This window comes from Novosphingobium kalidii, assembly GCF_040534015.1.
Lineage (GTDB): Bacteria > Pseudomonadota > Alphaproteobacteria > Sphingomonadales > Sphingomonadaceae > Novosphingobium > Novosphingobium kalidii.
Genome location: NZ_JBEWLY010000023.1, coordinates 168,424 through 191,181, shown reverse-complemented (window position 1 = coordinate 191,181; position 22,758 = coordinate 168,424). Strand labels below are relative to the sequence as shown.

The window sequence follows — 22,758 nt, the reverse complement described above, 5'->3', positions numbered from 1 at the left end:
ACGACGTCTGTGCCAAGGATGCAACGATCCTAGCGAGACCTCAGCCCCGTGCTCATCCGGTACCTCGCCCCGCCCAACAGGAAGTCAGGACGGGACGCTGTTCGCAAAGGTCACCGGATTACGGCAATACCCGCTTTAGCGCCTGGACAAGCTCTTGCCTGCTGAACGGCTTCGTGAGTTGGGGGACACTTTCAGAAATGCGCTCGTTGGCATTGACGAAGCCTGAGACCAGAAGCACGGGCATTTCCGGCCGCTCGCTTCTGAGCAACTGGATCAACTCGCCACCGGACCGCCCCGGCATGATGTAGTCCGTCACCACAGCATCGATGGCAGTGTCCTGCTGCAAGATCTCCAATGCTTGATCGACGCTCTCCGCTTCAACCACGTCCTGGCCAACATCCCTGCACATCTCGGCGGTGGCGCGACGCACCGGCTCCTCATCGTCCACCAGGAGAATGCGGCGGGAAGGCAGGTCGACGTTCGCCACGCCGGTGCTGTCATCAGGGGCAGCTCCCGCGCTACAGGGAAGCACGATCGTCGCGGTGGTGCCTTTGCCAAGCTCACTTACCAACTGAAGCGCGCCTCCAGATTGTGCAGCGAAGCCATGCACCATCGACAACCCCAGTCCAGTGCCCCTCTCCGGCGGCTTGGTCGTGAAAAATGGGTCGACGGCTTGCTTGCACGTGGCTGCGTCCATCCCGACACCCGCATCCGTCACACTCACGAACACATAGTCACCGGCTGCAAGAAGGGAGTTCTGATCGCAGGACATCTGATCCGCGCGGATGCGAAGAGCGCCACCTTCCGGCATGGCATCTCGCGCGTTGATAATGAGGTTCAGGATCGCGAGTTCCAATTGTCCGCGATCGGCGAGTGCAGGACACAAGTGAGGCGCAAATTCCGTTTCCAGCTCGATTGCAGACGTGAGTGACCGCTCTATGAGATCCGCCATGCCGCTGAGGAGGTCTTCCAGATCTACCCCCTCCGCGGCGAGCGATTGCCTGCGCGAGAATGACAACAGGCGGCTGACAAGCGCTTTGGCGCGCTCCGCGCTGATCAAGGCGGCTTCGACGTAGCGCAGCGTACGTTCGTCGCTCGCTCGCCGCCGGATCAGGTCGAGCCCCCCAACGATGGGCGTCAGCAGGTTGTTGAAGTCATGAGCCACACCGCCGGTGAGGCGGCCGAGCGCTTCCATTCGCTGTCTTTGCAGCTCCGAAGCTTCGCGCAAGCGATCCTGCTTGAGTTCGGCGGCCAACAATCGCGCGAGCAGCACCAGCAGAAGAATGCTCACCATCGCAGCTGCGCCAAGAAGAAGAATGGCGTTTCGCAGCGGCGCCGAAAAGGCGTTGGCCGGAGTGGTGACGCGCACCTTCCATGAAGTGCCCGCCACTGGCGCCCAGCTCTCGACCGGCGGCGGGCTGTTCTTCCGCATTGCGCTGCCCGCCGCCGTGACGGCGTGACCCGATCCGTCTATCGCAGAAGCAGTCCAACCCTCAGGAAGGGGGCCAAACTCCAGCAGCCTGCTAAGGCGATCGGCGGGCACAACCGCGGACACCACATACCGAACTTGGCCATCTTTGATAACCGGTGCTCGCACGGCAAATGCGAGCCTTCCTTGAGGGCCCCGCGCCACGTCTCCTACTTGAGGGCGGCCACTCGCAACAGCGCGGACAAAGCTTTCCTTCTCGACAACTTGCCCCTGCCGCGTTCCCGCGATCGGATCAGGAACATCGATAAGCCTCTCTCCGTCGGCATCCGCGGCGGATACAACGCGCCAATCCTCTTCGCTGGCGACGATGCGCGATGCAAGTAGGCTGAAGCGCTGCCAGTCCACCCGAGGCCCGTCGAAGGCGGGGGATTGCGCGATCATCTCGACTGCCTTGATGTTGCTTTGCAACTTAACGGCCAGGAGCGCCGCAGCAAAGCGCGCGTCAACTTGTGCTTGCCGCTCGACCGCGCGGCGCTCGTTCCTGAGAGTGATGGCGCCGAATGTGCCTCCGAGCGCGACAACCGGTAGCAAGCCCGCGATGATGAGAAGGGAAATGGAACGTCTCATCATTGCCCCGACTTGAGAGGCCCGAAGTAGGCGCTTCTCGAGTCTCTATCAGCCAATCTTTTCGTTGATGTAAACAGGTCGAGGGAGCAATGTGAGTAAGTTCACGGAAGATGAGCTGCCTCAACCGGGTAGCATTCCGCGGAGCTGCGCCAAAGAAGCAGGGCTTCTGCTAGCTCAGCCGCCTGTAGTTCAGGCGCTGCCAAGATACCCGTTAGCTGACGGCCCGGACTCCCGAAGTGGGGAGCCCGGACACTCGCTGCTCAGTCCTCTGCTTCTTCAGCCTCTTCCTTGGTCTTGTGATTGACGCCTTCCTCTTCTGCGGGCGGCGAGTAGACCGTGAACAACTTCAGCGGCTCATCGCCCTTATTGATAATGTTGTGCTTTGCGCCTTTGGGAATGACAATCATGTGGTTGGGCGTAACCTTGGAACGGCTTCCGTCTACGACCGCCTGACCCTCTCCGGCGACGAAAAACGTCGTCTGATCTGCGTCGTGCGTCTCCTCGCCGATATCGTCACCGGGCTCGATGCTCATGAGAACGATTTGGCAGTTCTCGTCGTAATAGACCTCTTTCTGGAAATTCTTGTTCTTGGTGGCTAGCTCAATCATGTCTCTATTGAAGATGGCCATGCTCTGATCCTGAAGAAAAGGGGTGGGTAGAGAGTTCGCTGTAACCATGTGCGGTCGGTATCGTTCAACACCTCAGGAAAGCAGAGGCTCCCAGCCGGTTAGAATAGTCAGCCGAAAGCACGCGTTGGGCCTTCGAACACACCGTTGGCCCAGGGCGTGCAACATCTTTGCCAGAGCTCAGCCAGTACCCCGACTCGCAATGTCGACCAGCGGCAAGCTTTCCTGGAGACTACGCCTTTAGAATGATCCCAGCTTGACACAGCATGCACCGACCATCCTCCAAAAGACCGGAAATTGGCGGTTAATGCCGCGTTCACGGCTTTTCGAACCGAATGTTTTCAGCCCATTAGGAGTACTTGGCGCGTCATTAGACATACGCTATTTTACATATCACAAGGCAAATATCCCGGGTCGCAAGGCAAGAGCACAAGTCAGTGCGCAAGTGGCGCTGATCTGCAACAGCAGACAGGCCGTAAATAGGGGATGCCAGATGATCGGATCGACGGATATCGTTTTGCTTTGCCGTAATACCATAGTTCGTGAGGGGCTAAGGCGGATACTCAGCAGCGAAGATTTCAACGTAGTGTTGTCTACACACGAGATCGCAGAACTAACCGCTCTCGATGTCGTGCTTCAAAAGGCGATAGTCCTGATCGACTCCAGTTCCGAGGAAGCGGAGACTGAGGCGCTGAGCATCGTCCGGAAGCGTTATCCGTCCTGCTACCCTGTCATCCTGGCGGACCATTTCAACTATCAAGCGATGGTCGCGGCTCTTCGCAACGGAGCGCGCGGCTACATCGTGAAGGAGATTTGTTGCGAGCCACTGGTCAGCACTTTGCAGCTTGTGGCGTTGGGAGAAAAAGTGCTGCCGTCGCAGCTGGCAGACGAATTGCAGCTGCGGCCTGCTTCAGTCGCGCAGAGCGGCGAAGGTGCCGTTACCGCGACCAATCTGTCAGATCGGGAGCTGGAGATCCTTGAATGGCTCGTCATGGGGTGCCCGAACAAGGTGATATCGCGCCACATGGAAATCAGCGAGGCGACGGTTAAAGTCCACGTTAAGGCCGTGCTGCGCAAGTTGAGCGTCAAGAACCGCACACAGGCGGCGATCTGGGCAGCCAACCATGGCCTGCGCGCGCGCGATATGGATGATGCGGGCGACTTCGAGGCGAACTACTTCGCCGCCCAGCCGGTGACAGACCTTTCACGCGCCGTCCCGGCCATCGCCTAAGGCGAACCGAAAAAGCAAAGACCATGGTCACGATGGTCAACCGCTGCCTCGGGAAAGCCGTGGCCGCCGCAAGGCTCTTGCGCCACCCTGGTAAAGCTGATCGCGTTCGGTTGGTCGCAATCGGGCATCTGCTCTCCGGCAATTTCCTGAGTGCTGCGCTGATGCTGGTCAGCATCGCAATAGCAGCGCGCGTACTGGAGCCTGAACGCTACGGGATCATGGTCATGGTCCTGTCGTTCAGTAGACTGGTGGAACGGGTCCTGCGCTTCGAATCCTGGCAGGCGCTGATCCGTTTCGCTGCGCAGGAGGAGCAGGAGAGCAATCCTGAGCGCCAGTCGCGCCTCTATGCCTACGGCCTGCTTCTCGACGCGGGCGCTGCCGCACTGGCCGCCTTCACCTCGGTGGCTCTGGCGCTGGTTGGGCAAGCCATCGTCGGCATCGAGCCGCAACACGTCGAACTGGTGGCAATCTACGCCGCTGCCTTGCTGCTGAACCTTGGTGGTGTGCCAACGGCAGCGCTACGGCTCGCCGGCAGGTTCAGACTTCTCGCTTATGCTCAGCTCGTGGCGAATGTCCTGCGTATCCTCCTGGCGGCACTCTGCGCATGGGCAGGCGCGGGGCTGCTCGGGTTCATGGTGGCATGGACCGTGGCGCAAATTTGCGGATCGCTGATCATATTTGCATTGGGGATGCGCGCGCTGGCCTCCAGCAGAATTCCCTCTCCTTTCAAGGCGGGAATACGTGGGCTGCACCGTGATTTTCCCGGGTTCCTCAGCTTCGCCTGCTCGACCAACCTGTCTTTGACGCTACGTGTCATCACCACCGAAGCAGACTCGCTTTTCGTCGGCACTGTGGCAGGGGCGCCCGCGGCAGCTATCTACCATTTGGCCAAGCGGATCGCGAAAGTTGCCATGCAGGTCGCCGCGCAAGTTCAAGCTGTCATCTATCCGGATGTCGCGCGAATGTGGGCGCGCGGGAATGTCGCAGGATTTCGACGCGCCACCTTGAACGTGCAAGTGGCATTAGGCGTGCTGGGCGTATTGATGCTCGCGGCTGCCGCAATCATCGCGCCATTTATCCTGCGCATCGGACCTGGCGAGTCCTACATGAGCACATATCCCCTTCTGCTTGCACAGCTCGTTGCCGTCATCCTCACCTTGTATGCCGCGCCGTCGCGGTCGGCACTTCTGGCGATGAACGACAGCTGGCATGTGCTGAAGGTTTCGCTCGTCGGCACGACGATCTTCACGGTCATCGCTCTACTGACCGTACCGCGCTTCGGCGCCATCGGAGCCAACATTGCCCATGTCGCACTGGGTGCTTGCATAGCGGTCGCTCTTGAAGTGCGTCTGTTAGCACGCCTTCGGGAGCACCAGGCCGGAGCGCAGCATCCGACAGTCGAGCCCCTACGCTCGTAACGGATCTGAAGCGAGTTCCGCCGTTTTCCAGGCCTCACCACCCCTTTGGCGAGTCGTCGTTACCGGCAAGAAGCTGCGCGACGATCTGAGTGCGGTTCGTTACTCCACTTTGGGCCATGATGGCGCGGATGTGCACCTTCACCGTGCTTTCGCTGATAGCGAGCCGCGCTGCGATCGCCTTGTTGGAGAGGCCGTATGCAAGTAGCTGAAGCACCTGCCGCTGCCGTTGTGTAAGGACGGCGCCTCTCTTTCCCAGAACACCCGACGAGGCATCGTCAGTGCCAACTGCGCAGGCGGATCCGCCGCCCCCCCGAGTCAGTGATGCAAGCAGTTCGCGCGGGATCACAGCCGTGCCGTGACGAGCGAGCCGGATGGCAAGGGCGATCGCCTCTCCATCCGCCGACGTGGGAAGGACTACGCTGGCGCCTGCGGCAAGCACTCGGATAAGCGGCTCGACATCGTTCATGTCCACGAGCGTGATCAACGCCGCGCCCGGCCATCGACGCGCGGCGGCGTTGAGGCTTGTTTCCAGAGCGATTGCGTGCGGATCAGCGGACGAGAAGATGACCGCATGGGGCGGACAATCGCCAGTGTACCCGCCAACGGCGTGCGTGGTCAGGATAGTGCCGTCCACCACGCCCTCTAGAGCAGCAGCAGTGCAGGATCTGTTGACCGCATTTGCCTCGACGATCAGGACCCGGATCAGTGGAACCCCAGCGCCATCGCCAGGACTGTCAGCCGATAACCGCAAGGTCATTGAGTTGCACGACGATAGAAGGCGCGAAGCCGATCCTGCAGCAACTGCAGCCAGCCGCGCCGAAGCTGCTCCCCATCCGAGTAGTAGCTCGCGGCTCCCATATAATAATCGACAGCCCCACCATAGCGGCGACGTGCATGCTCCCGGTAATCGACCTGGTTTATCACTGCGCCGACAGCGCCGTTCTGCAGCATCTGCATGGCCGCGTTCATTTGCCCTACAGTGGTGCCTCCCCAGCGCACGACAATCAGTGTCGCGTCGGCGACGCTTGAGAGTGTGCGGGCGTCGTGCACCGCCAGAACCGCTGGTGCATTGATGACCACCAAATCGAACTGCTCGCGCAAGTCATTGAGCAGGCGGTTTATCTGGGAGGCTCTGATGAGAGCGGCGGGATCAGGCACCCGCACTGGAGTGCTGAGTACCACGGGAAGGTGCACCGGCCCCTCGCCGTCTGGTACTGCATCGGCGGAGTGAGGTGCCGGCAGCAGGTCTCGCAACTCGGACTTACCCGTCAGATAATCGAGCAGGCTGGGGCCATCGCTGTTGCTCTGGATCGAGCGCAGCACGCCCGCCCCGGTGCGCCGGAGATCAAGATCGACGACCACAGCGCGCCGGCCCAGCGCCGAAGCCGCGGCCGCGAGGGTAAGCGATACGCTCGATTTTCCGTCACCCGGTAGCGGCGATGTCACGAGCACGCTCTGGCCACTGGTCCCGTGCGCAAGATCAGCTACCTCGTGAGCGAAGGCGCGGCCGACTTCAGCGTAGAGAGACTGCGGCTCGGTGAGTACCGGATTGCGCTCCATCTGCTCCGGCAAGGAGTCGCTCAGCTTGGGGAGCATAGCGAAAGTCGGAAGCCCGTACAGGTTATAGAGCTGGTCGGAGGTGCGCAGACGGTTGTCAAACATCTCGATCGCGAGGACGAGAAGCAACGCCAGCAGAAAGGATCCCACAAGTGCCGCCAGCACGGCCTTCTTGGGAGTGGGGGCGACTGGAACCGTCGGTACGGTGGCAGCGGAGACCATCGAGGAATTGATGCCGGTTGAGTCCAGCTCCGCGCGGATGGTCTGCGCGCGCTGGGCAGTAGTCAAATAGGCCTGCCGAGCGACCTCAACACGCCGGTCGAGAACGGCAAGATCGACATTGGCACGGTTGCTCGCGAAAGCGCGGTCAGTCAGTTGCCGGACGCGCGACTGGAGTGATGCAGCCCGCGCCTGCTCTGCCCCCGCCTCACCAGAAGCAAGCCGTTGCTCCCTTGCTGCATCGGCGGCGTTGCGGGCAATATCAGCCGATATTACCGAAGATCGCACACGCGCCATGTCGGCGTCGACCTGGTTGATCTGAGCATCGAGGCGCTGCATCCTGGGATGGTTGCTGCCCAGCGATACGGCCAAATCCGAGTGCTGTTGCGCCAGCGCCACGCGCTCGCGTTCCAGCTGCTGGAGAACCGGAGACGTAGCACCGACGCTCGTCCTCGCCTGGGCGGCGCTACTGACGCCTGCGGAGCGGACGGCGCTGGCGGACTGCATCGCCGTCGCACTCGCAGCCTCGGAAGCGATCCGGTTGATCTGCTGATAATCCTCTGCGCTCCCCGCGCCAATGAGCATGCTGTTTTCGCGCCTGAAGTCAGCCACTGACCGTTCTGCCAGGCCCAGCTCCGCCGCCAGTCGCTCACGCTCGATGGCGATATCTCGCAGCAGCTTGTCGCGCCAGCTCTGCCTTCTTTCACGGCGGAGTTCGCGTAAGCTGTCGACGTACTGATTGGCGATCCGCTGCGCCAGCTGCGGACTGGGCGATCGCACCGCAATGTCGATGAAGTCGGAATCGTTTGTGCTGATCACCCGCGTCTGGTTGCTCAGCTGGCGAGCCGCGCCCTGAATTGTCATCGCACGATTGCCGGTAAAGACCGGGTTCGTATCGAGTGCCAGATCCTTCACCACTTCCTCGGCAAGCGCCGAGGAGCGGTAGATGCGCGCTTCGTTGGCGACCCGCTGCAGATTGCGTGCCGCGTCCGCCTGATTGGTGCCGCTTGAGTCGTTAAGCTCCACCTGAACCGTCGACGTCGCTTCGAACACCTCGTTCTGACGTAGCTGCATGATGAGAACAGCGGTAACGCAAACGATGACGACCCCGGCGATCAGCACAGCGTGGCGCCGGATGAGATTCCAGATGTGGTGCGGTGAAAGCTGCTGCCCCACTCCGTTCGGCTGCCGCGCGCCACTGCCAGCGGCCGCGCCGCCGTCTGCAGGAAGAGGGAGAATCATGGGAATGCTCGCCACGTGCAATCGCCTTTGCCACCATAGCGCTGCCCTGTCGGGAGCGCCGATCAGGCCAAAGTGAGCCGAGGCGACGTTCGCCGCAAACGCTCTTGCGGCCAGCCCGATGAGCAAAGGTATTAGGCAAGCCTCACTACTGGATGCTGGCCGATCCGCCACTGATGGCTGGCCGGCATCGCAGCGAGCGGAGTGCCACGCTTCCGCGCGGAAGCCGAGAAGGCACCGGGCTACTCCTAGGAACTACTCAGTTGTTGCAACTCACCAGAAGACGTCAGCGAGCGTAAGACGTATTCATGAGTTCTTTGGCTGACGCACTGATCGGTCGCATGGATGAAAGCGATCTAAAGCCAGGGGCCCTGGCTGCACAGTTCATGACCGGTCGTCTCGCGGTTCTCGTACGCTGTCCCGATCTGCGGGCACGGCTGTGGAGTCCGCTTCTTGAGCGTCTGGCCGAGCAGCTACCCTGGGAAGCGCCACTCCTGGATATCGCGCGCAACCACCACGGCTGCGGCAACATCACCTCCGACCTCGGCGACGTGTTCTACTTTCAGCCAGGACTTCACGGCTATATCGGCCGCAAAATCGAGCTGGAGCGAGAAGAGCATGGTGGCGTTCGGGCCCACCCCGCGCACTTCGTGCAAGGGCCGAAACGATACTCCTCTTGCCCTTCTTCACTGGCCGAGTGTTGGGCTCTGGGCCGTAGCCTCTTTCGAGCGATAGCGCCTGCGGGAAACGAGACGACACTCAAGCGTATAGCGCTTCAACGCCTTAAATATCAAAACCTTGCCTCCGACTTCGACGCGCTCAGCGATCTCACAACACACTCTTTGGCACGATGGGGGCGCCTCGGCGCGCGGATCGACCGCGCGCGCGTGAATGCAAGAGGCGGGTTGAAGAGAAAAGGACCATCTGACCTCTACGGCCTGTTAGACCAAGTCCCGGGTGTAAGTCGCGCTGGCCACCTGCTGAACAGTCTGTTCCGTCGCCATGACGCTGCGGCGCGAACGGGGCAGGGCGAGCGGGTGGTCGAGGCTGCCCACTACGACCATCGCTACTTCACGGCCTTGTGCGGCTATCGGCCGGAGATGGCGACGCAGGTATTCGCCGATGAGCAGTGGTATGACCTGCCCGTGGGGCTGGAGCATCTCGTCGTCTTTCCAGGCGAGCTTGCCGCTCGCGACTTTGGTCTCAAGCCCGTGCTTCACCGCGTGCTGCATCGGCAGGACCTGGAGGCCTCGCGCTCTTTGAAGGGCGAACGCACGCGCAACGTCACCCTCCTGTTGGGCGCCGTTTAACCTGTATCAGGGCTGGACACGGCGACCGTAAATGGTGCTGAGCGCAAGCATCACCGGGATGGCCCAATTGCGCGAATACATGTGGGGCAAAGAGCTCGTGTAGACCAGGAAAACGAACACCACTGCAAGAGCCATAGCACCTTCCCGCGGGCGTACTCTGAAGCCTTGTCCTGCCAGCACGACCAACAAGCACAACATGCTAATCAGGCCAACGAAGGCCACAATGCCCCCTTCGTTCCAGATCAGGAGATAAAGATTATGGACCGGGTTATCGTGTGCGCTGATGACGCGATACTGGTCCACGCCCATCCCAATGAAGGCTGTTTGTTCAGCAAAGTGCCAAGCCTCCTCCATCAGTTCCGCTCTGTTAACAAAGGTGCCGGCCTGATTGAGATCAGCACTCCCCACGGCACCACCCACCCGGTCCTGGAACGTGGCCGGAAGCGGTGCGCCGCTAGCCACGAAAATGCCGGCAGCGACTGCAACTGCCAGAAGCAGCCGCACCAGGTAACGCAACCCGAACAAGGTGATTGTGATCAGCGCTGCGACACTCGTCGCCGCGAAACCCGTGAAAGAGGCGCTGAGCATCAGCCCCCAGACCAGCACGACGGCGCAGCATAGCCCTGCGATCGGGGGCAGGATTCGCTCCCTCAAGCAGTAGAGCAGCATGGGCATGGCGAAGGCGACGGATGCGCCATTAGGATTAGGTTCCCCCGCCATCGCTCCCACGCGACCATTGCCGCTGATGAAACCGTCCCCGAGGTAGGGCAGCGCGTCGTTCAAGGTGAAGAAGAACGTCGCGACGACACCGATGGCTTCCGACGCCGTTACACCCAGCACGAACACCGCGCATACGCGACGCGTCCAGGTTGCGTCCTGGCTCATCATCAGCATCGTGACGCCCAGGTACGCCATGGAATACTGCGACGCCACGTTCAGCCACCGAAGCGGATCTCCGTTGAGAAGAGTGCTTATGAAGAGACCCGTCAGCATGGTGAGCAAACCGCCGAGCCAGAACGGCGTCAAAGCCCCGAAAGGCGCTCGGGTGATCCGGCCTTGCGCCAGCAAGATGAGCAGCGAGCAAAGAACCAATGCGTCAGCGAGGGTAAAGTTTATGGTGCCGAGTCGAGCGAGATTCCATGTGCTGAAAAATACCGCTCCAGCAAGGAACCGGGATGATACACTGCTCAAGTTAAGCATCTCAGCGTGCCGGCGACCGCTGGGCCACGAGCCTTGGCTCCCACCTTGATGGTCCAGCACAGGAGCCGCGGGATTTCGGGTGTCGGCGGGAAAGCGGGCTATAGTCATTGCTGCGCAGGCTGCTTCAGCACCGCTGACAATGCAAAAGTCCTTCGGCAGCGTGTGGCTTCCCAAAGGAGTTAGTCTGCGCTGACGCTGTCAGTATGCTGCGCCCAAGCGGGCCGAGCGCGACATATACTAAATCGCAGCCCTCTCCCTCGCAGTGACAATTGCCGCGTGCAAGGCGGAGATAATAACGTGGCTCCCGAAGTCCTTCACGGGAACGCCATGTGCTGAACGTCGAGCCTAAGCAAACTGAGGCCCAAGCCGCGGCCTCGATTGTGTCCAAAGCTTTAACCTCCCAGAGCGCCCTGAGTGCCGCTTCTGCAGTCGCGGGCGAGAATGCGCCGGTGAAGGTGATCTACATCGCCGGATATGGCCGCAGTGGCACGACCTTGCTCGACATCGCGCTGGCCCAGGCGCCTGACGTCATGGGTGCTGGGGAACTCACCACACTTGCGCGCCACGTTTGGACAAACCGGGAATTCTGCGCCTGCGGCACCGCAGTGCCTGAATGCGACGTTTGGCACAGAATCGTCGAAGGCTGGGGCCCCAGCCGGACCAACTCTTCCCTCTTAGAATATCGGCGTCGACAGCTTTGGCGCGAAGCGTTGCTGGGGCCTGGCCGTTTTTTGGACCGCCTCCGGCGGAGCGCCTCATCGTCCTTTGCGCGCGAAACGTTGCAGTTGTTCCAGCAAGTAGCGGAAGTCACCGGCAAACCGATTATCGTGGACTCCTCAAAGCTGCCGGGTCGCGGCTTCGTTCTTGCCGACATTCCGGGCATCGAACTCTATGTGCTGCATGTTGTGCGTGACGCGCGAGGCGTCGTATGGTCCCTGCGCAAGCCTTACAAGCGTGACCTCGCCAATGGCGTGCAGCGCGATCTTCATCCAAAACCTCTCCTCTACGCGGCGCTGCGCTGGGCGAGCGTCAATCTGGCGGCGGAGCGCCTCTGCCGCCGTGTCGGCGCTGACCGGAGCTTGCGCGTGCGATACGAGGATTTCGTCGCAGCACCGGAGGAGACGGTCGCACGCGTCTTGTCTCTCGTGCGCGGGGCTCCCGTTGAGCAGCCTGTCCTTCCCGCTTCCGGCGCACTCAAGCCCTCGCACCAAATGGCAGGCAGTCGGCACCGCATGCAGTCCTCGATCCGCGTGAGGGAGGATGGCAGCTGGGAGCAAGCCATGCCGACCGAGCAGCAACGGCGGGTAGCGCGCTTGTGCGACTCTCTGATGCGGCGGTACGGCTATCCAGGACAATCCGCATGACGGCGCGAAATCGGCCGCGAGAAGGACGGCCGCGCCGTTGCTTCCACCAGTTGCTCCTTTGCGGTATCGCTTCCGCTTTGCCGCTGGGCGCATGCAACAGCGAAAGCAGCGCGGAGACCCCGAACTCTGCCTCGTACACAATCCGCCCTCTTTCCGGCCCATTCGCATTTCCCGGGGCAGTCGGCTTCGGAGCTCAAAGCCGTGGCGGTCGCGGCGGCAAGATCATTGAGGTCACCACCCTTGCCGATGCGGGCGAAGGCTCACTGCGCACCTGCCTGGAGCACAAGATGCCGCGCGTCTGCGTGTTCAGGGTAGCAGGCGTGATACGCTTCGCGGGAAGGCCACCCACCATACGATCCCCTTACCTGACTGTGGCGGGCCAGACAGCGCCCGCACCCGGCATCACCCTGGCCCACTCCGGCGGACCGGACGCTCGTACGCCGCTGCTCATCAAGAACACACATGACGTCATCATCAGGCACATCCGCGTCCGTAACGACCGGCTGGGAGAGAGCCGCGGCTCGGAGGACTCCTTCACGATCGAGACCAGCGACAACGTTATCCTGGACCACGTCAGCGGCAGCTGGGCCCGGGATGAGATCGTCAACGGCTATGGCGACAACGACAGGATAACGATCAGCAACTCCCTTTTCGCTCAAGGCATACCCCGGCACGACAAATGTGCCCTGCTGGCAAGTGACCCGAAGACGGCTCAGCGGTTGAGCTTCATCGGAAACCTGTGCGCGCACAACGGGGACCGAAATCCCGATATCAACTTTCCGCCAGGCTCGTGCGTCGAAGTGTTCAACAACGTACTTTACAACGCGCAGTCCGAGTTTGCCGAGGTGTGGCAAAGCTTCGGCGGCTCGCCCGTGGCCATCATCGGCAACAGCTTCATCGGCGGCCCGGACACCAGCAAGAAGGCCGTGGGCATCGCACTCAATACTACAGGCTCCACTGGCAAAGCCGCCGTTTACCAGACGCGCAACAGCTTCGAGGGGAACTTCACGCCAGTGGGCGCTGAGATCGCCTCTGTCGCGGTAAGCAGCCCCCCCTGCCCGCTCAGCTTTGAGCCGCTGCCAACCGCTGTCGCTCGAACCCGCGTTCTCGCCGAAGCAGGTGCGTGGCCGAGGGATTCCTTTGACCGCGAGATGGTGGAGACAGTTCGCAACCGAGCGGGGAGGATCGTTACCAAGCCAGGGATCATCCCCGCAGATGCGCAAGCAAGCGCGATGACAGCCCCCCCGTACCCCGACATCGACCGCGACGGCATGGATGATCGCTGGGAAGCGAAGAACGGCTCTAATCCGTTCTACCCCGATGCCTGGGCCGATCCGGACGGTGATGGCTTTGCCCATCTGGATCGCTTCCTCGATTACCTCCATCAGCGCGTCATGACCGGAGGGGAAGCCACATGAGCTTGCCTCAGGCGCTGTCGAGAAACGATTGCGTTCGTGTGGCAACCGCGCGGGAGGCAAGTCGCCGCACCATCTGCTTTCCCTTTGCAGGCGACGCGGTGGGCGGCAGCCATCTCTCGGTCATGGGGCTGCTGGAGCAGATCGATCCATACCGCTACCGAGTGTTGGTGGTGCCCGAGATTGCGGGAGGTCACATCTCCGGTCTTTTTGCTAGCTTCGCCCAGGCAACCGATCCAGGTGTGGCGCACGGCTTCACACCGGGAGAGGCTTTCACGCCAGCCAAGTTCATGCAGGCGCTGCAAGGCTCGCGCGCACGGCGCAACTTCCTGCGGGAGCAGCGAGTGGATATCGTCCACCTCAACGACGGCCGCAGCTGTGCCAACTGGGCGGTTGCGAGCCGGCTCGCGGGCACCAAGCTCCTGTGGCATAACCGCGGCAATCCGAATGCACTTGGCCTGCGCTTTGCCGCACCCTTCCTTGCCCATCAGGTGGTGGCGGTATCCAGTTACGCCTTGCCCCGCGGCGCGCTGTGGTCATCTGGCAAGCAAGCCCGGGTCGTCCACAGCCCCTTCGACACCGATCTGGAAGTAGATCGCGCAGAGGCACGGCAGGCATTGGTCCACGCGCTTGGTGTGTCACCAGACACGCTGATCGTAGGCTACGTTGGCGCCTTCGTACCGCGTAAGCGACCCGATATTTTCGTGGAGGCGACGGCGCGGCTCCGTGCTCTCGTGAACCAGCCGATCATTGGCACGATGTTCGGCCAAGCTCGCACGCAAGCGATGGAGAATCGCTTGCAGAAGCAAATCGCGCAACTCGATGCGGGGGCATGGATCAGGCAAATGGGTTATCGCGAGCCCGGCGCCTTTTGGATCGCGGGGTGCGACATACTGCTAGTCCCCGCAGTCGACGAACCCTTCGGGCGAACGCTGATCGAGGCGATGTTGGTCGGAACGCCGGTGGTCGCAGCGGAGTCTGGCGGCAACATCGAGGCGCTAACCGGCGGCCTGGGCTTGCTTGCCGCGCCTGACGATCCCAGCGCGCTCGCATCCGCTTGTGCGAAGCTGGTACGGGAGCCCACCTTTGCCGACGCCATCGCTGCTCGAGCACAGGCTTATGCGCGCGATCACTACAGCCAGAAGACTCATGCAGAGCGCGTCTGCGCCGTCTACGAGACATTGCTGGCGTAGCGGCCGATCCCTCAGCTCGCTGCACGACCACGCCGGCTCAGATAATCTGCCGCACCAGCATGAAGGCTTCGGCCGCATGGCGAAACACCGTCGCGCCGCGCACCTGAGCCAAGGCACGAATGATCTCGGGCGACCTCTCATCCGGCAGCGCTTTCACTTGCGATTGAAATTCGCTGAAAGCGACAAGCTTCTTTTCCAGCGTTTCGCTGATATCTATGAAAACGTTCGGCAGGAATCCCGGCGTGATGCCTGGCGCCCACCAGTTGGTCTCCGACAGGGTCTCATAGGCAAGAACACGAGTGGGCGCATCGGGTGAGCGGGGCCGCCCATAGACCAGCGCAGCGTTGAAAACCGCCTGATGATCCGCATGGATGTCACCAAGGAAGGGGATAAAGATCGTATCGGGTTGGATCGCGGCCAGCGCGCCATCGATCGCTTGATTAAGGCTGCTCTGGGACAGCTGGTCCAACTCCGCTGCCGGCAGGTCTAGGAAGCGCGTGTTCGCAACACCCATGAGCCTGTGAGCAGCCAGCGTCTCACGCCTGACTTGCTCCACGAACTCCGCCTGGAATCTCGGAGGCTGACCGCGGGTCACGACCACAACTTCGACGTGCGCACCTTCGGCGATCAGTCGCGCCATAGTCCCGCCGCACCCCAGTATCTCGTCGTCCGGATGGGGAGCGACGATGGCGACCCGCTTCATCAACGTGAGGGTCATGATACGTGTGCCCCAAGACGCGCGTGGAGAATGGGCGGACGGCCCGCCGCTTCACTGCTCCACTCCGTCACCCGGATCAGGTTGCCGTCTCCGCAGCGAACGGCGAACAGATCCGCATCGCGCCAGACCACCTGACCAGCCGCGCCCAGATGACCATGACCGCCCTGCAGCGCCTCCGCAGCCCAGAGACGCAGCTGACCCGACCTGCTGTTGGTGAAGGCCCCAGGATAAGGGCGGCTTACCGCACGGATGAGCCTCACCACGCTCTCAGCCGGAGCGCTCCAGTCGATTTCGCCATCAGCATCGGTTCTGCGAGCACAAAAGGTCGCGCAGCGTTCATCCTGCCGCCGGCGTGGAAGGTTGCCTGCGGCCAGTGCTCGCAGGGATCGGTGCAGCATCGTCTGGAGCGCCTCCATGTGCTTGCGGTATAGTGACGCGGCGGTTTCGTCCGGCGCGACGTGGAAGAAGGCCTGATCGAGGATATCGCCAGTATCGACGCCATCATCTATCCAGAACAGTGTTCCGGCCGTGATCGGTTCGCTGTTCAAAATGGTCCAGGGAATGACCCCGCGGCCACGCAGGCGCGGCAGAGCCGCCGGATGATAGCCAATCACCCGCCCAGGAGCGAGGGCACGAAACTCCTCTCCACAGATTTGCGACCAGCCGATCACGAAGATGTAGTCAGGGTCCCAAGCCGCCAGCCGCTCCAGCGCATCCGCATGATTGACGTTTTTGACCTCCACCAGCGGGATGCCCCTCGCGACAGCAGCTCCAGCGAGATCGGCGATGTCGGAATGGCGCCCGGCGAACTCGGGAAAAAGCGTCACGACCGCATCCACCTGGCAGCCGGGAACACCCACCATGGCTTCCAGCGCCACCATGCTGCTATCAACCGCTCCGACGAGGATTACACGCATATGCCTGTCCCGTCCGGCGTTCTCCGCCTATTACCACCCATACCGTGCGCAGAAGGATCAAGAGGTCCATTCGCCAGTCCCGTCGGTCCACATAAGCTAGATCAATCGCCAGCTTCTCTTCCTGAGTAAGCAGAGTGTTGCCGCTGACCTGCGCAAGCCCCGTCAACCCCGGAGCGACAGCGCCGCGCCGAATGCCCTCGTCACCCATGGCGGCCACGGTGTGCGGCAACAGGGGGCGCGGACCGACGAACGCCATGTCGCCGCGCACAATGTTAATCAGCTCTGGCAGTTCATCGAGACGCGAGCGCCTAAGGATGCGTCCAAGCCGCGGTGTGCGTTCCTCATCGGGAAGCAGCTCGCCGTTTGCGTCACGCGCATCCGCCATGGTTCGAAACTTCATCATCTCGAAAGAGACGCCACCTAGCCCCGCCCGGCACTGCCGGAACAGCACGGGACTGCCGAGACCGAGCCGCACCGCGAGGCCCACCAGAAGCAGAATGGGGCTGCAAAAGCCAAGCAGCACAGCTGCGGCCAGACGCGCCGGGAGAGTTGCGATCATGCTGCGACTGCGGCCAGGTTCGAAGCGCTGTGATGGCTCTGCTTTGACGCGGCGCCCAGCAGACCCATAGCCTGGAGCAGCATCAGGTTCACCTTGTCCACGTCGTAAATTCGCACCGCGAGTTCACGGCCCGCCTTGCCCATGACGGCGATGCAATCACGGTGATCTGCGAAGCTCCTCATGGCGGCCGCCAGCGCTCCAGCGTCGCGGGGTGGCACTAACAAGCCGTTCACGCCTTGAACGATCGGTTCCCGGCAACCCGGCATGTCGGTGGTGATGACCGGCCGCCCGGTCGAGAGCGCTTCCAGGATCGTGCGGGGCAGCCCCTCGCGATAGAAGCTCGGCAAGACGAAAACGTGCGCGCTGCCGAGCACCGGGCGTACATCCCGCGTCTCGGGCAGCAGCGTGATAAGGCCCTCGGCCTGCCAAGCCGACAGAGCTTCGGCAGGAATACCGGTGGGGTTCTCCGTCTCGGGCCGGCCGAGCAGCAGGAAGCGGCTGTCAGGCACGAATTCGCGCAGCTCTCGCGCTGCTTCTGCGAACTCGGCCACGCCCTTGTCTCGCATGAGGCGGCCCATCATCAGAAAGGTAAGCGGCCCATCTGGCAACGGCTGCTCTGCATAATGTCTTGTGTCGACGCCGGAGCCGGGTACCTGAAGCACGCGCTGCCGCGGGTCGATGATACCGTTATCGAGCATGTCGCTGCGGTCATCGCTATTGAAGACGAACAGGCACTTCGCGCGCCGGACGCCAGTCCGGTAGAGACGCGACACCACCCGCCGGAGCAGCGGGCGCCCATCGGCCTCGCTACTGAACACGTAGCCAAGGCCGCTCATGATCGGGAAGAACGACGAGACACCGGCCAGTCGCGCGGCGATACCTCCGTAGATGATCGGCTTTTGTGTGTATGCCACCACCACGTCGGGCCGCTCCTGCTTCAGGAGCCGCCGGTAACACAGCAAGGTGCGTAGATCCGCGACAATGCCGGTGCCAGCGCGAGCCATCGGCGTCAGGTGGAACGCGACGCCCCACTTCTCTAGCGTCTCGATCACCGCGGGCTCACCGTCGGGGGCGGCAGCAATGACCTCATGCCCTTCAGCGCGCATGCGCTGGATCAGCGCCCCGCGAAAGTTGACGAGCGACCATGAGAGGCTCGACAGGATGATCACTTTCATCTGCGGTTCCTTCCCGTCCGCCCACCGCACCAAAGCGACGAACACATCAAAGTGCCGGCGCGCGTCCGCTGGACAGGGCATAGCTGATCGTAGCCAGACCGCTGGGTGTGCATCGGTAGAGTATCCATTCGGATATCAATCAGCAGACCAGGACTACTTGCATTCTCGAAAGAATACTGTCGTACCCGCTAAGCCTGCACAGACCGAGCATCGGGATATAAGCCCTTCGATCGATTTGCTGCTGCCGCGGCATCTGTACTTCTGCAACCCGAGCAATGCTGGCGCTTGCTTCAGAAAGAAGGGAACAGAGCGATGGCCGGGAGTGGACTGGCGCCTGCGCAGGAATGCGGGCTACTGGGGAGCAGCCAACCGTACAGCCTCACGACCAAGTGCTGGTCCATCCTGGAGCGGTTCGAGCGCAAGCTGAAGCTGCGAAGCCCTCGCGCCTTCTGGATCGGGCGTCTGGGCGCCATCCTGACACTGGACGCGATCGCCATCCTTGCCACGCTGAGACTTACACGCGCGATGCTGCCGGGCGTCCGCACGCTTCAGTCGATCAACGACTTGTGGTTCGGGCTCGCACTAACCGTGTTGACGCTGGCCGGGCTTCAGGTCGGCGGCGTCTATCGCTACAGCTGGCGCTACACGACCTCGGCAAATGTTCTGCACCTGGGCGGCACTCTATTTGCCAGTTCGGTGCTGATCTGGCTCGCAACAGCCGACTTCATCATCCCGCAGCCGGTGCATCGCGCAGAGCTCTTCGCTTTCATCTGGACTCACATCGCTTTGATGATGGCGGCCATGATCGCCATTCGCCTCATCAGACGCGGCGTGCGCGAACACATCCATTCGCAGCGGGTCCGGCGAATGAGCGGCCCCCAGCGTCGTATTCTTTTGCTGGGTGAATTGCAGTGGGCGCACGCGATGATCAACCTTGTCTGCACCGATCCTTCCAAACTGGAGATCGTCGGCGTTCTCACTCCCGATGGGCGCGAGCGGAACCTGCGGCTCGGCAACGTCCGCATCGAAGGTTCGCCGGACCAGCTGATTGAAATCGTCAACAGCCTGGACAATGCCGGCCGCCGCCCCAGCAGCCTGGTTGTACAGGAAAGCAGCGAGTTGCTCGCACCGCAAATCCTGGCCAGCATTGCGACTGTGGCGGAATCGCTCGATCTGACTGTGGCGCGCTTCCGCCCTCCATGGGCGAACTCTGATACTAAAACGAACGGCGTCGAGATCGAGCGCATGCCGTTGGCGGACTTGTTGGGGCGACCCGAAGTGGCCATACAGCACAGCTACGTCGAGCAGATGGTGGCTGGCCGCCGCATCATGGTCACGGGCGCAGGCGGCACGATCGGCGGCGAACTTGTCCGTCAGCTCGCCACCTACGGGCCTGCGGAGATCGTGCTGCTCGACCACTCGGAGTATGCACTCTACGCCATCGAGCTGGACATCCGCGAACGCTGCCCCGGCTTCGTTATCCACGCAGAGCTATGTTCGGTGCGCCAGCGCACGGCACTTTGGCAAGTGTTCGAGCGGAGGCGCCCGGAGATCGTCTTCCACGCGGCCGCGCTCAAGCACGTACCCATGGTGGAAGCCAATCCATGCGCGGGCGTGCATACCAACGTACTGGGCACCCGGAACGTAGCGGACGCGGCTTGCGCCTTCGAGGTACAAGCCATGGTACAGGTCTCCACGGACAAGGCAGTCAACCCCGTCGGCCTGATGGGCGCCACGAAGCGGCTGGGCGAACTCTATTGCCAGGCCTTGGACCTGATCGGCAGTTGCGACCCGGACAGCCCGCGCTTCCTGACCGTGCGGTTCGGCAATGTTCTGGGCTCCAGCGGATCGCTCATCCCGCTGTTTCAGCGCCAGCTGGCGGCAGGAAAGCCGCTGACCGTCACGCATCCGGATATCGAACGCTTCTTCATGACGGTGCAGGAAGCCGTGCTGCTGATACTGCAGAGCAGTGCCCGTGCGCTCCAGACCGATGCGGATCGCGGCACCATCTTCGTTCTCGATATGGGCGAACCACTCCGGATCGTGGACATTGCCAAGAGGCTGATCAGAATGAAGGGCCTTCGTCCGGACATCGACGTACCTATCAAGTTCATCGGTCTTCGCCCCGGCGAGAAACTGTACGAGGAACTGTTCGACAGCAGTGAGGCGAAGATCGAAAGCGCCATCCCCGGCATCTTCGAAGCAATGCCTTCTCCGATCCCGCTGCACATGCTCATCAAGGGCTTCAATCGCCTTCAGGAGCTTATCGACCTCGGCGACACCAAGGCGCTTACTGAGCTTACACACGCCCTGGTCGGGGCCTCATCCAAGTCGCGCTGGGCCGAGATGCTGAAACGCCTGGACAGCGACCATTCCGAAAAGACGGCTCCACAGGCCCCTTCTCCGGACGGGCAAGCCCACGAGCCGATGTTCCTCTGGGCAGGAAAGAAGGTGGCGTCATGACCCCAGCCGCTCCCGCTCTGGCCCAAGCTGCATCCTCGAGGGAAAATATCCGGATCAGTCCGCTTGACGACCCCTCGCGCCGCTGGCCTCAACACGATGAAGATGAGGTAGCAGCCGTCACCGCAGTGCTACGCAGTGGACGTGTGAACGCTCTGGTGCACGGCGATGAGACCAGATCATTCGAAGAGGAGTTCGCGCGCTTCTGTGATATGCGCCATGGCGTCGCGGTCGCCAACGGCACGCTTGCGCTTGAGCTTGCGCTGCGAGCCCTGCGCGTTGGCTGCGGGGATGAAGTGATCGTCCCGGCACGCAGCTTCTTTGCAACAGCGGCGAGCGTAGTCGCGGTCGGTGCGATCCCGGTCTTCGCCGATATCGCATCCGACGGCCTCACCATCGATCCTGCGTCCGTCGAGCGGATGATAGGTGAGCGCACTCGAGCCATTCTTTGCGTCCACCTCGGGGGACGCCCTTGCGACATGGCCGAACTCACCGCGATCGCCCGCCGCCATGGCATGTGGTTGATCGAAGATTGCGCTCAGGCGCATGGGGGGCGCTTCAACGGTCAGCCGCTCGGCAGCTTCGGCCACGCAGCCGCTTTCTCCTTCTGCACCGACAAGATCATGTCGACAGGCGGCGAAGGCGGCATGCTCCTGCTTCGGCATGACCCGCACTGGGCGCGCGCCTGGGCCTATAAGGACCACGGCAAGAACCCGGACAAGGTGCTTCGCCCGGCATCCGGCACCGGCTTTCGCTATGTTCATGATAGCTTCGGCACCAACTGGCGCATGACTGAAATGCAGGCGGCGATCGGCCGGGCCCAACTGGTGAAGCTGCCTCGCTGGCTTGAGCAGCGCCGCCGCAACGCCGCTACGCTGGCGGCACTCCTCGCCCCTGATGCGCGAATAGAGCTGTTCAGCGAGCCTCCTGAAATCGAGTCCGCCTACTACCGCTTTTACTGCGCTCTTAATACATCATGGCTGTCGGATAGGAGTACCACCACCAACGTGGTGATCGCGCGGATGATCGCGCGCGGCATACCTGCCGGTAGCGGGTCATGCCCCGATATGTCGCAAGAAGCAGCCTTTGGCTCGTCGCCGCCGCATCGGGATGGCTCGCTCTCCACAGCGCGGGAGGCCGGCAAGCGCACGATTGCGCTGCCGGTAGACCATCTGCTGAACGAAGACGACATGCGGCGCATGGCCGATGCTTTGCGCAACACCCTCGACGAACTGTCCATCTCCTCTCTGGAGGCGCTCGCATGAATTGTCCCGGTCTGCCGCAGTTCATCATCATCGGTGCAATAAAAGGAGCGACAACTTGGCTCCACCACCAGCTTCAACAGCACCCCCAGGTTTATTTGCCGGCGCCCGAGCCTCACTTCTTCAGCCAGCACTACGAGCAGGGACTGGAGTTCTATCGGGAACTCTTTGAAGCCGCCGCACCCGGTGAAATGCTGGGAGAGAAATCAGCCGACTACTTGGCGCACCCGCTGGCGGCGAAGCGTATCGCGCAGACGCTGCCGGACGCTCGCCTTGTGGTGCAACTGCGCAATCCGGTCGACCGCGCCTATTCTGACTACAAGATGCTTTATCGCCGCGGCACCGTCACCAAGGGGCCCGAGGCCTATCTGCACCCGAACAATCGCGAACAGCCCCGCTTTCTGGAAGACGGCCTCTACGCCGCGCACCTCAAGCGCTGGCTGGAGATCTTCCCGCGCGAGCAGCTGCTGGTGCTTCTGTTCGAGGATGTGAAACGCGCACCGGTAGAGACCGTGTCGACCGTGTGCGGCCATCTGCGGCTGCCTGTCCACTACTCGGAAGAGATCGGCAACACGCCGCGCAACGACAGCAGGGAACAGTTGCTGCCGCTGCCCGTCAGAACCGCTCTGGCCCCCCTCAAGCACGCGGTGCGCCCGCTGCGCGGCAACACGATGTTCGAAGGCGTGCGGCGCGTTCTGGCGCGAGAGATCCGCTACCCACCGCTCCCTGGCAGCGTCCGTAACCGGCTCGTCGACTATTACGATGCCGACATAGCGGAGCTTGAGAAACTCATCGGCCGCGACCTCTCCAACTGGCGCGCGCCACGGCGTCGGGCCGCG

The 22,758-nt window shown here is 62.0% G+C and carries 18 protein-coding genes (1 of these 18 only partly in view); 9 read left to right on the top strand and 9 right to left on the bottom strand.

Annotation, left to right across the window (positions count from 1 at the left end):
• Positions 1-118: 118 nt before the first annotated feature.
• Both ABVV53_RS14765 and ABVV53_RS14760 read right to left on the bottom strand, forming a co-directional pair.
• Entirely contained in the window at positions 119-2,056 is a 1,938-nt protein-coding gene (locus ABVV53_RS14765; RefSeq protein ID WP_353985193.1) for a response regulator, read from the bottom strand.
• A gap of 260 nt (positions 2,057-2,316) precedes the next feature.
• Positions 2,317-2,685: a cupin domain-containing protein gene (locus ABVV53_RS14760; RefSeq protein WP_353985192.1), complete on the bottom strand. Its 369-nt coding sequence runs from the start codon at positions 2,683-2,685 to the stop codon at positions 2,317-2,319.
• 253 nt (positions 2,686-2,938) lie between these two features.
• On the opposite strand from ABVV53_RS14760, the gene ABVV53_RS14755 reads away from it, so the two are divergent.
• Positions 2,939-3,913: a response regulator transcription factor gene (locus tag ABVV53_RS14755; RefSeq protein WP_353985191.1), complete on the top strand. Its 975-nt coding sequence runs from the start codon at positions 2,939-2,941 to the stop codon at positions 3,911-3,913.
• Positions 3,914-3,936: 23 nt separating this feature from the next.
• The gene (locus ABVV53_RS14750; RefSeq protein ID WP_353985190.1) at positions 3,937-5,331 is read left to right on the top strand and encodes a lipopolysaccharide biosynthesis protein; all 1,395 of its coding nucleotides are present in this window, start codon (positions 3,937-3,939) and stop codon (positions 5,329-5,331) included.
• A 34-nt stretch (positions 5,332-5,365) separates the two neighbouring features.
• On the opposite strand, the gene ABVV53_RS14745 is transcribed toward ABVV53_RS14750, so the two are convergent.
• Entirely contained in the window at positions 5,366-6,088 is a 723-nt protein-coding gene (locus ABVV53_RS14745; RefSeq protein WP_353985189.1) for a helix-turn-helix transcriptional regulator, read from the bottom strand.
• Positions 6,085-8,364: a GumC family protein gene (locus tag ABVV53_RS14740; protein WP_353985188.1), complete on the bottom strand. Its 2,280-nt coding sequence runs from the start codon at positions 8,362-8,364 to the stop codon at positions 6,085-6,087. The genes ABVV53_RS14745 and ABVV53_RS14740 overlap by 4 nt, the downstream gene beginning before the upstream one ends.
• 290 nt (positions 8,365-8,654) lie before the next feature.
• Between ABVV53_RS14740 and ABVV53_RS14735 the strand changes: the two genes are divergently transcribed.
• The gene (locus ABVV53_RS14735; protein ID WP_353985187.1) at positions 8,655-9,656 is read left to right on the top strand and encodes a hypothetical protein; all 1,002 of its coding nucleotides are present in this window, start codon (positions 8,655-8,657) and stop codon (positions 9,654-9,656) included.
• Between the two features lie 6 nt (positions 9,657-9,662).
• Here ABVV53_RS14735 and ABVV53_RS14730 read toward each other — a convergent pair whose 3' ends face one another.
• Entirely contained in the window at positions 9,663-10,847 is a 1,185-nt protein-coding gene (locus ABVV53_RS14730) for an O-antigen ligase family protein (protein WP_353985186.1), read from the bottom strand.
• 389 nt (positions 10,848-11,236) lie between these two features.
• Here ABVV53_RS14730 and ABVV53_RS14725 point away from each other — a divergent pair, with 389 nt between their 5' ends.
• From ABVV53_RS14725 to ABVV53_RS14715, 3 genes are read left to right on the top strand one after another with little or no spacing between them, the layout of a single operon-like run.
• Positions 11,237-12,220, top strand: coding sequence for a sulfotransferase family protein (locus ABVV53_RS14725; protein WP_353985185.1), 984 nt, complete (start codon positions 11,237-11,239; stop codon positions 12,218-12,220).
• On the top strand, positions 12,217-13,638 hold the full coding sequence (locus ABVV53_RS14720) for a pectate lyase family protein (RefSeq protein WP_353985184.1): 1,422 nt from the start codon (positions 12,217-12,219) through the stop codon (positions 13,636-13,638). The genes ABVV53_RS14725 and ABVV53_RS14720 overlap by 4 nt, the downstream gene beginning before the upstream one ends.
• Positions 13,635-14,828, top strand: a complete 1,194-nt coding sequence (locus tag ABVV53_RS14715) for a glycosyltransferase family 4 protein (protein WP_353985183.1) — start codon at positions 13,635-13,637, stop codon at positions 14,826-14,828. The genes ABVV53_RS14720 and ABVV53_RS14715 overlap by 4 nt, the downstream gene beginning before the upstream one ends.
• Positions 14,829-14,865: 37 nt before the next feature.
• On the opposite strand, the gene ABVV53_RS14710 is transcribed toward ABVV53_RS14715, so the two are convergent.
• Genes ABVV53_RS14710 through ABVV53_RS14695 form a run of 4 tightly spaced genes read right to left on the bottom strand, consistent with a single transcriptional unit; the run spans position 14,866 to position 18,197 of the window.
• On the bottom strand, positions 14,866-15,546 hold the full coding sequence (locus ABVV53_RS14710) for a PIG-L deacetylase family protein (protein WP_353985182.1): 681 nt from the start codon (positions 15,544-15,546) through the stop codon (positions 14,866-14,868).
• Positions 15,543-16,463, bottom strand: coding sequence for a methionyl-tRNA formyltransferase (locus ABVV53_RS14705; RefSeq protein ID WP_353985181.1), 921 nt, complete (start codon positions 16,461-16,463; stop codon positions 15,543-15,545). Before ABVV53_RS14705 ends, ABVV53_RS14710 begins: the two co-directional genes overlap by 4 nt.
• The gene (locus ABVV53_RS14700) at positions 16,435-17,022 is read right to left on the bottom strand and encodes a sugar transferase (RefSeq protein ID WP_353985180.1); all 588 of its coding nucleotides are present in this window, start codon (positions 17,020-17,022) and stop codon (positions 16,435-16,437) included. The genes ABVV53_RS14705 and ABVV53_RS14700 overlap by 29 nt, the downstream gene beginning before the upstream one ends.
• On the bottom strand, positions 17,019-18,197 hold the full coding sequence (locus ABVV53_RS14695) for a glycosyltransferase family 4 protein (RefSeq protein WP_353985179.1): 1,179 nt from the start codon (positions 18,195-18,197) through the stop codon (positions 17,019-17,021). Before ABVV53_RS14695 ends, ABVV53_RS14700 begins: the two co-directional genes overlap by 4 nt.
• Before the next feature lie 312 nt (positions 18,198-18,509).
• On the opposite strand from ABVV53_RS14695, the gene ABVV53_RS14690 reads away from it, so the two are divergent.
• The 3 genes in view from ABVV53_RS14690 to ABVV53_RS14680 are tightly spaced (each overlapping or abutting the next) and all read left to right on the top strand, a layout consistent with a single transcriptional unit that may run on beyond the window.
• Positions 18,510-20,660 carry a UDP-N-acetylglucosamine 4,6-dehydratase family protein gene (locus ABVV53_RS14690; RefSeq protein WP_353985178.1) on the top strand — a complete coding sequence of 717 codons (2,151 nt, stop codon included), beginning with the start codon at positions 18,510-18,512 and terminating at the stop codon, positions 20,658-20,660.
• Entirely contained in the window at positions 20,657-21,922 is a 1,266-nt protein-coding gene (locus ABVV53_RS14685; protein ID WP_353985176.1) for a DegT/DnrJ/EryC1/StrS family aminotransferase, read from the top strand. Before ABVV53_RS14690 ends, ABVV53_RS14685 begins: the two co-directional genes overlap by 4 nt.
• Positions 21,919-22,758, top strand: the 5' portion of a protein-coding gene (locus ABVV53_RS14680; RefSeq protein WP_353985175.1) for a sulfotransferase family protein. It continues 21 nt past the right edge of the window; only the first 840 of its 861 coding nucleotides appear in the window; it begins with the start codon at positions 21,919-21,921; the stop codon falls past the right edge of the window. The genes ABVV53_RS14685 and ABVV53_RS14680 overlap by 4 nt, the downstream gene beginning before the upstream one ends.

Bases quoted from the DNA above. Each gene is read 5' to 3' on its own strand.
- ABVV53_RS14765 (WP_353985193.1), bottom strand. From the start codon at position 2,056: ATGAGACGTTCCATTTCCCTTCTCATCATCGCGGGCTTGCTACCGGTT.
- ABVV53_RS14760 (WP_353985192.1), bottom strand. From the start codon at position 2,685: ATGGCCATCTTCAATAGAGACATGATTGAGCTAGCCACCAAGAACAAG.
- ABVV53_RS14750 (WP_353985190.1), top strand. From the start codon at position 3,937: ATGGTCACGATGGTCAACCGCTGCCTCGGGAAAGCCGTGGCCGCCGCA.
- ABVV53_RS14745 (WP_353985189.1), bottom strand. From the start codon at position 6,088: ATGACCTTGCGGTTATCGGCTGACAGTCCTGGCGATGGCGCTGGGGTT.
- ABVV53_RS14735 (WP_353985187.1), top strand. From the start codon at position 8,655: ATGAGTTCTTTGGCTGACGCACTGATCGGTCGCATGGATGAAAGCGAT.
- ABVV53_RS14720 (WP_353985184.1), top strand. From the start codon at position 12,217: ATGACGGCGCGAAATCGGCCGCGAGAAGGACGGCCGCGCCGTTGCTTC.
- ABVV53_RS14715 (WP_353985183.1), top strand. From the start codon at position 13,635: ATGAGCTTGCCTCAGGCGCTGTCGAGAAACGATTGCGTTCGTGTGGCA.
- ABVV53_RS14710 (WP_353985182.1), bottom strand. From the start codon at position 15,546: ATGACCCTCACGTTGATGAAGCGGGTCGCCATCGTCGCTCCCCATCCG.
- ABVV53_RS14705 (WP_353985181.1), bottom strand. From the start codon at position 16,463: ATGCGTGTAATCCTCGTCGGAGCGGTTGATAGCAGCATGGTGGCGCTG.
- ABVV53_RS14700 (WP_353985180.1), bottom strand. From the start codon at position 17,022: ATGATCGCAACTCTCCCGGCGCGTCTGGCCGCAGCTGTGCTGCTTGGC.
- ABVV53_RS14695 (WP_353985179.1), bottom strand. From the start codon at position 18,197: ATGAAAGTGATCATCCTGTCGAGCCTCTCATGGTCGCTCGTCAACTTT.
- ABVV53_RS14690 (WP_353985178.1), top strand. From the start codon at position 18,510: ATGGCCGGGAGTGGACTGGCGCCTGCGCAGGAATGCGGGCTACTGGGG.
- ABVV53_RS14685 (WP_353985176.1), top strand. From the start codon at position 20,657: ATGACCCCAGCCGCTCCCGCTCTGGCCCAAGCTGCATCCTCGAGGGAA.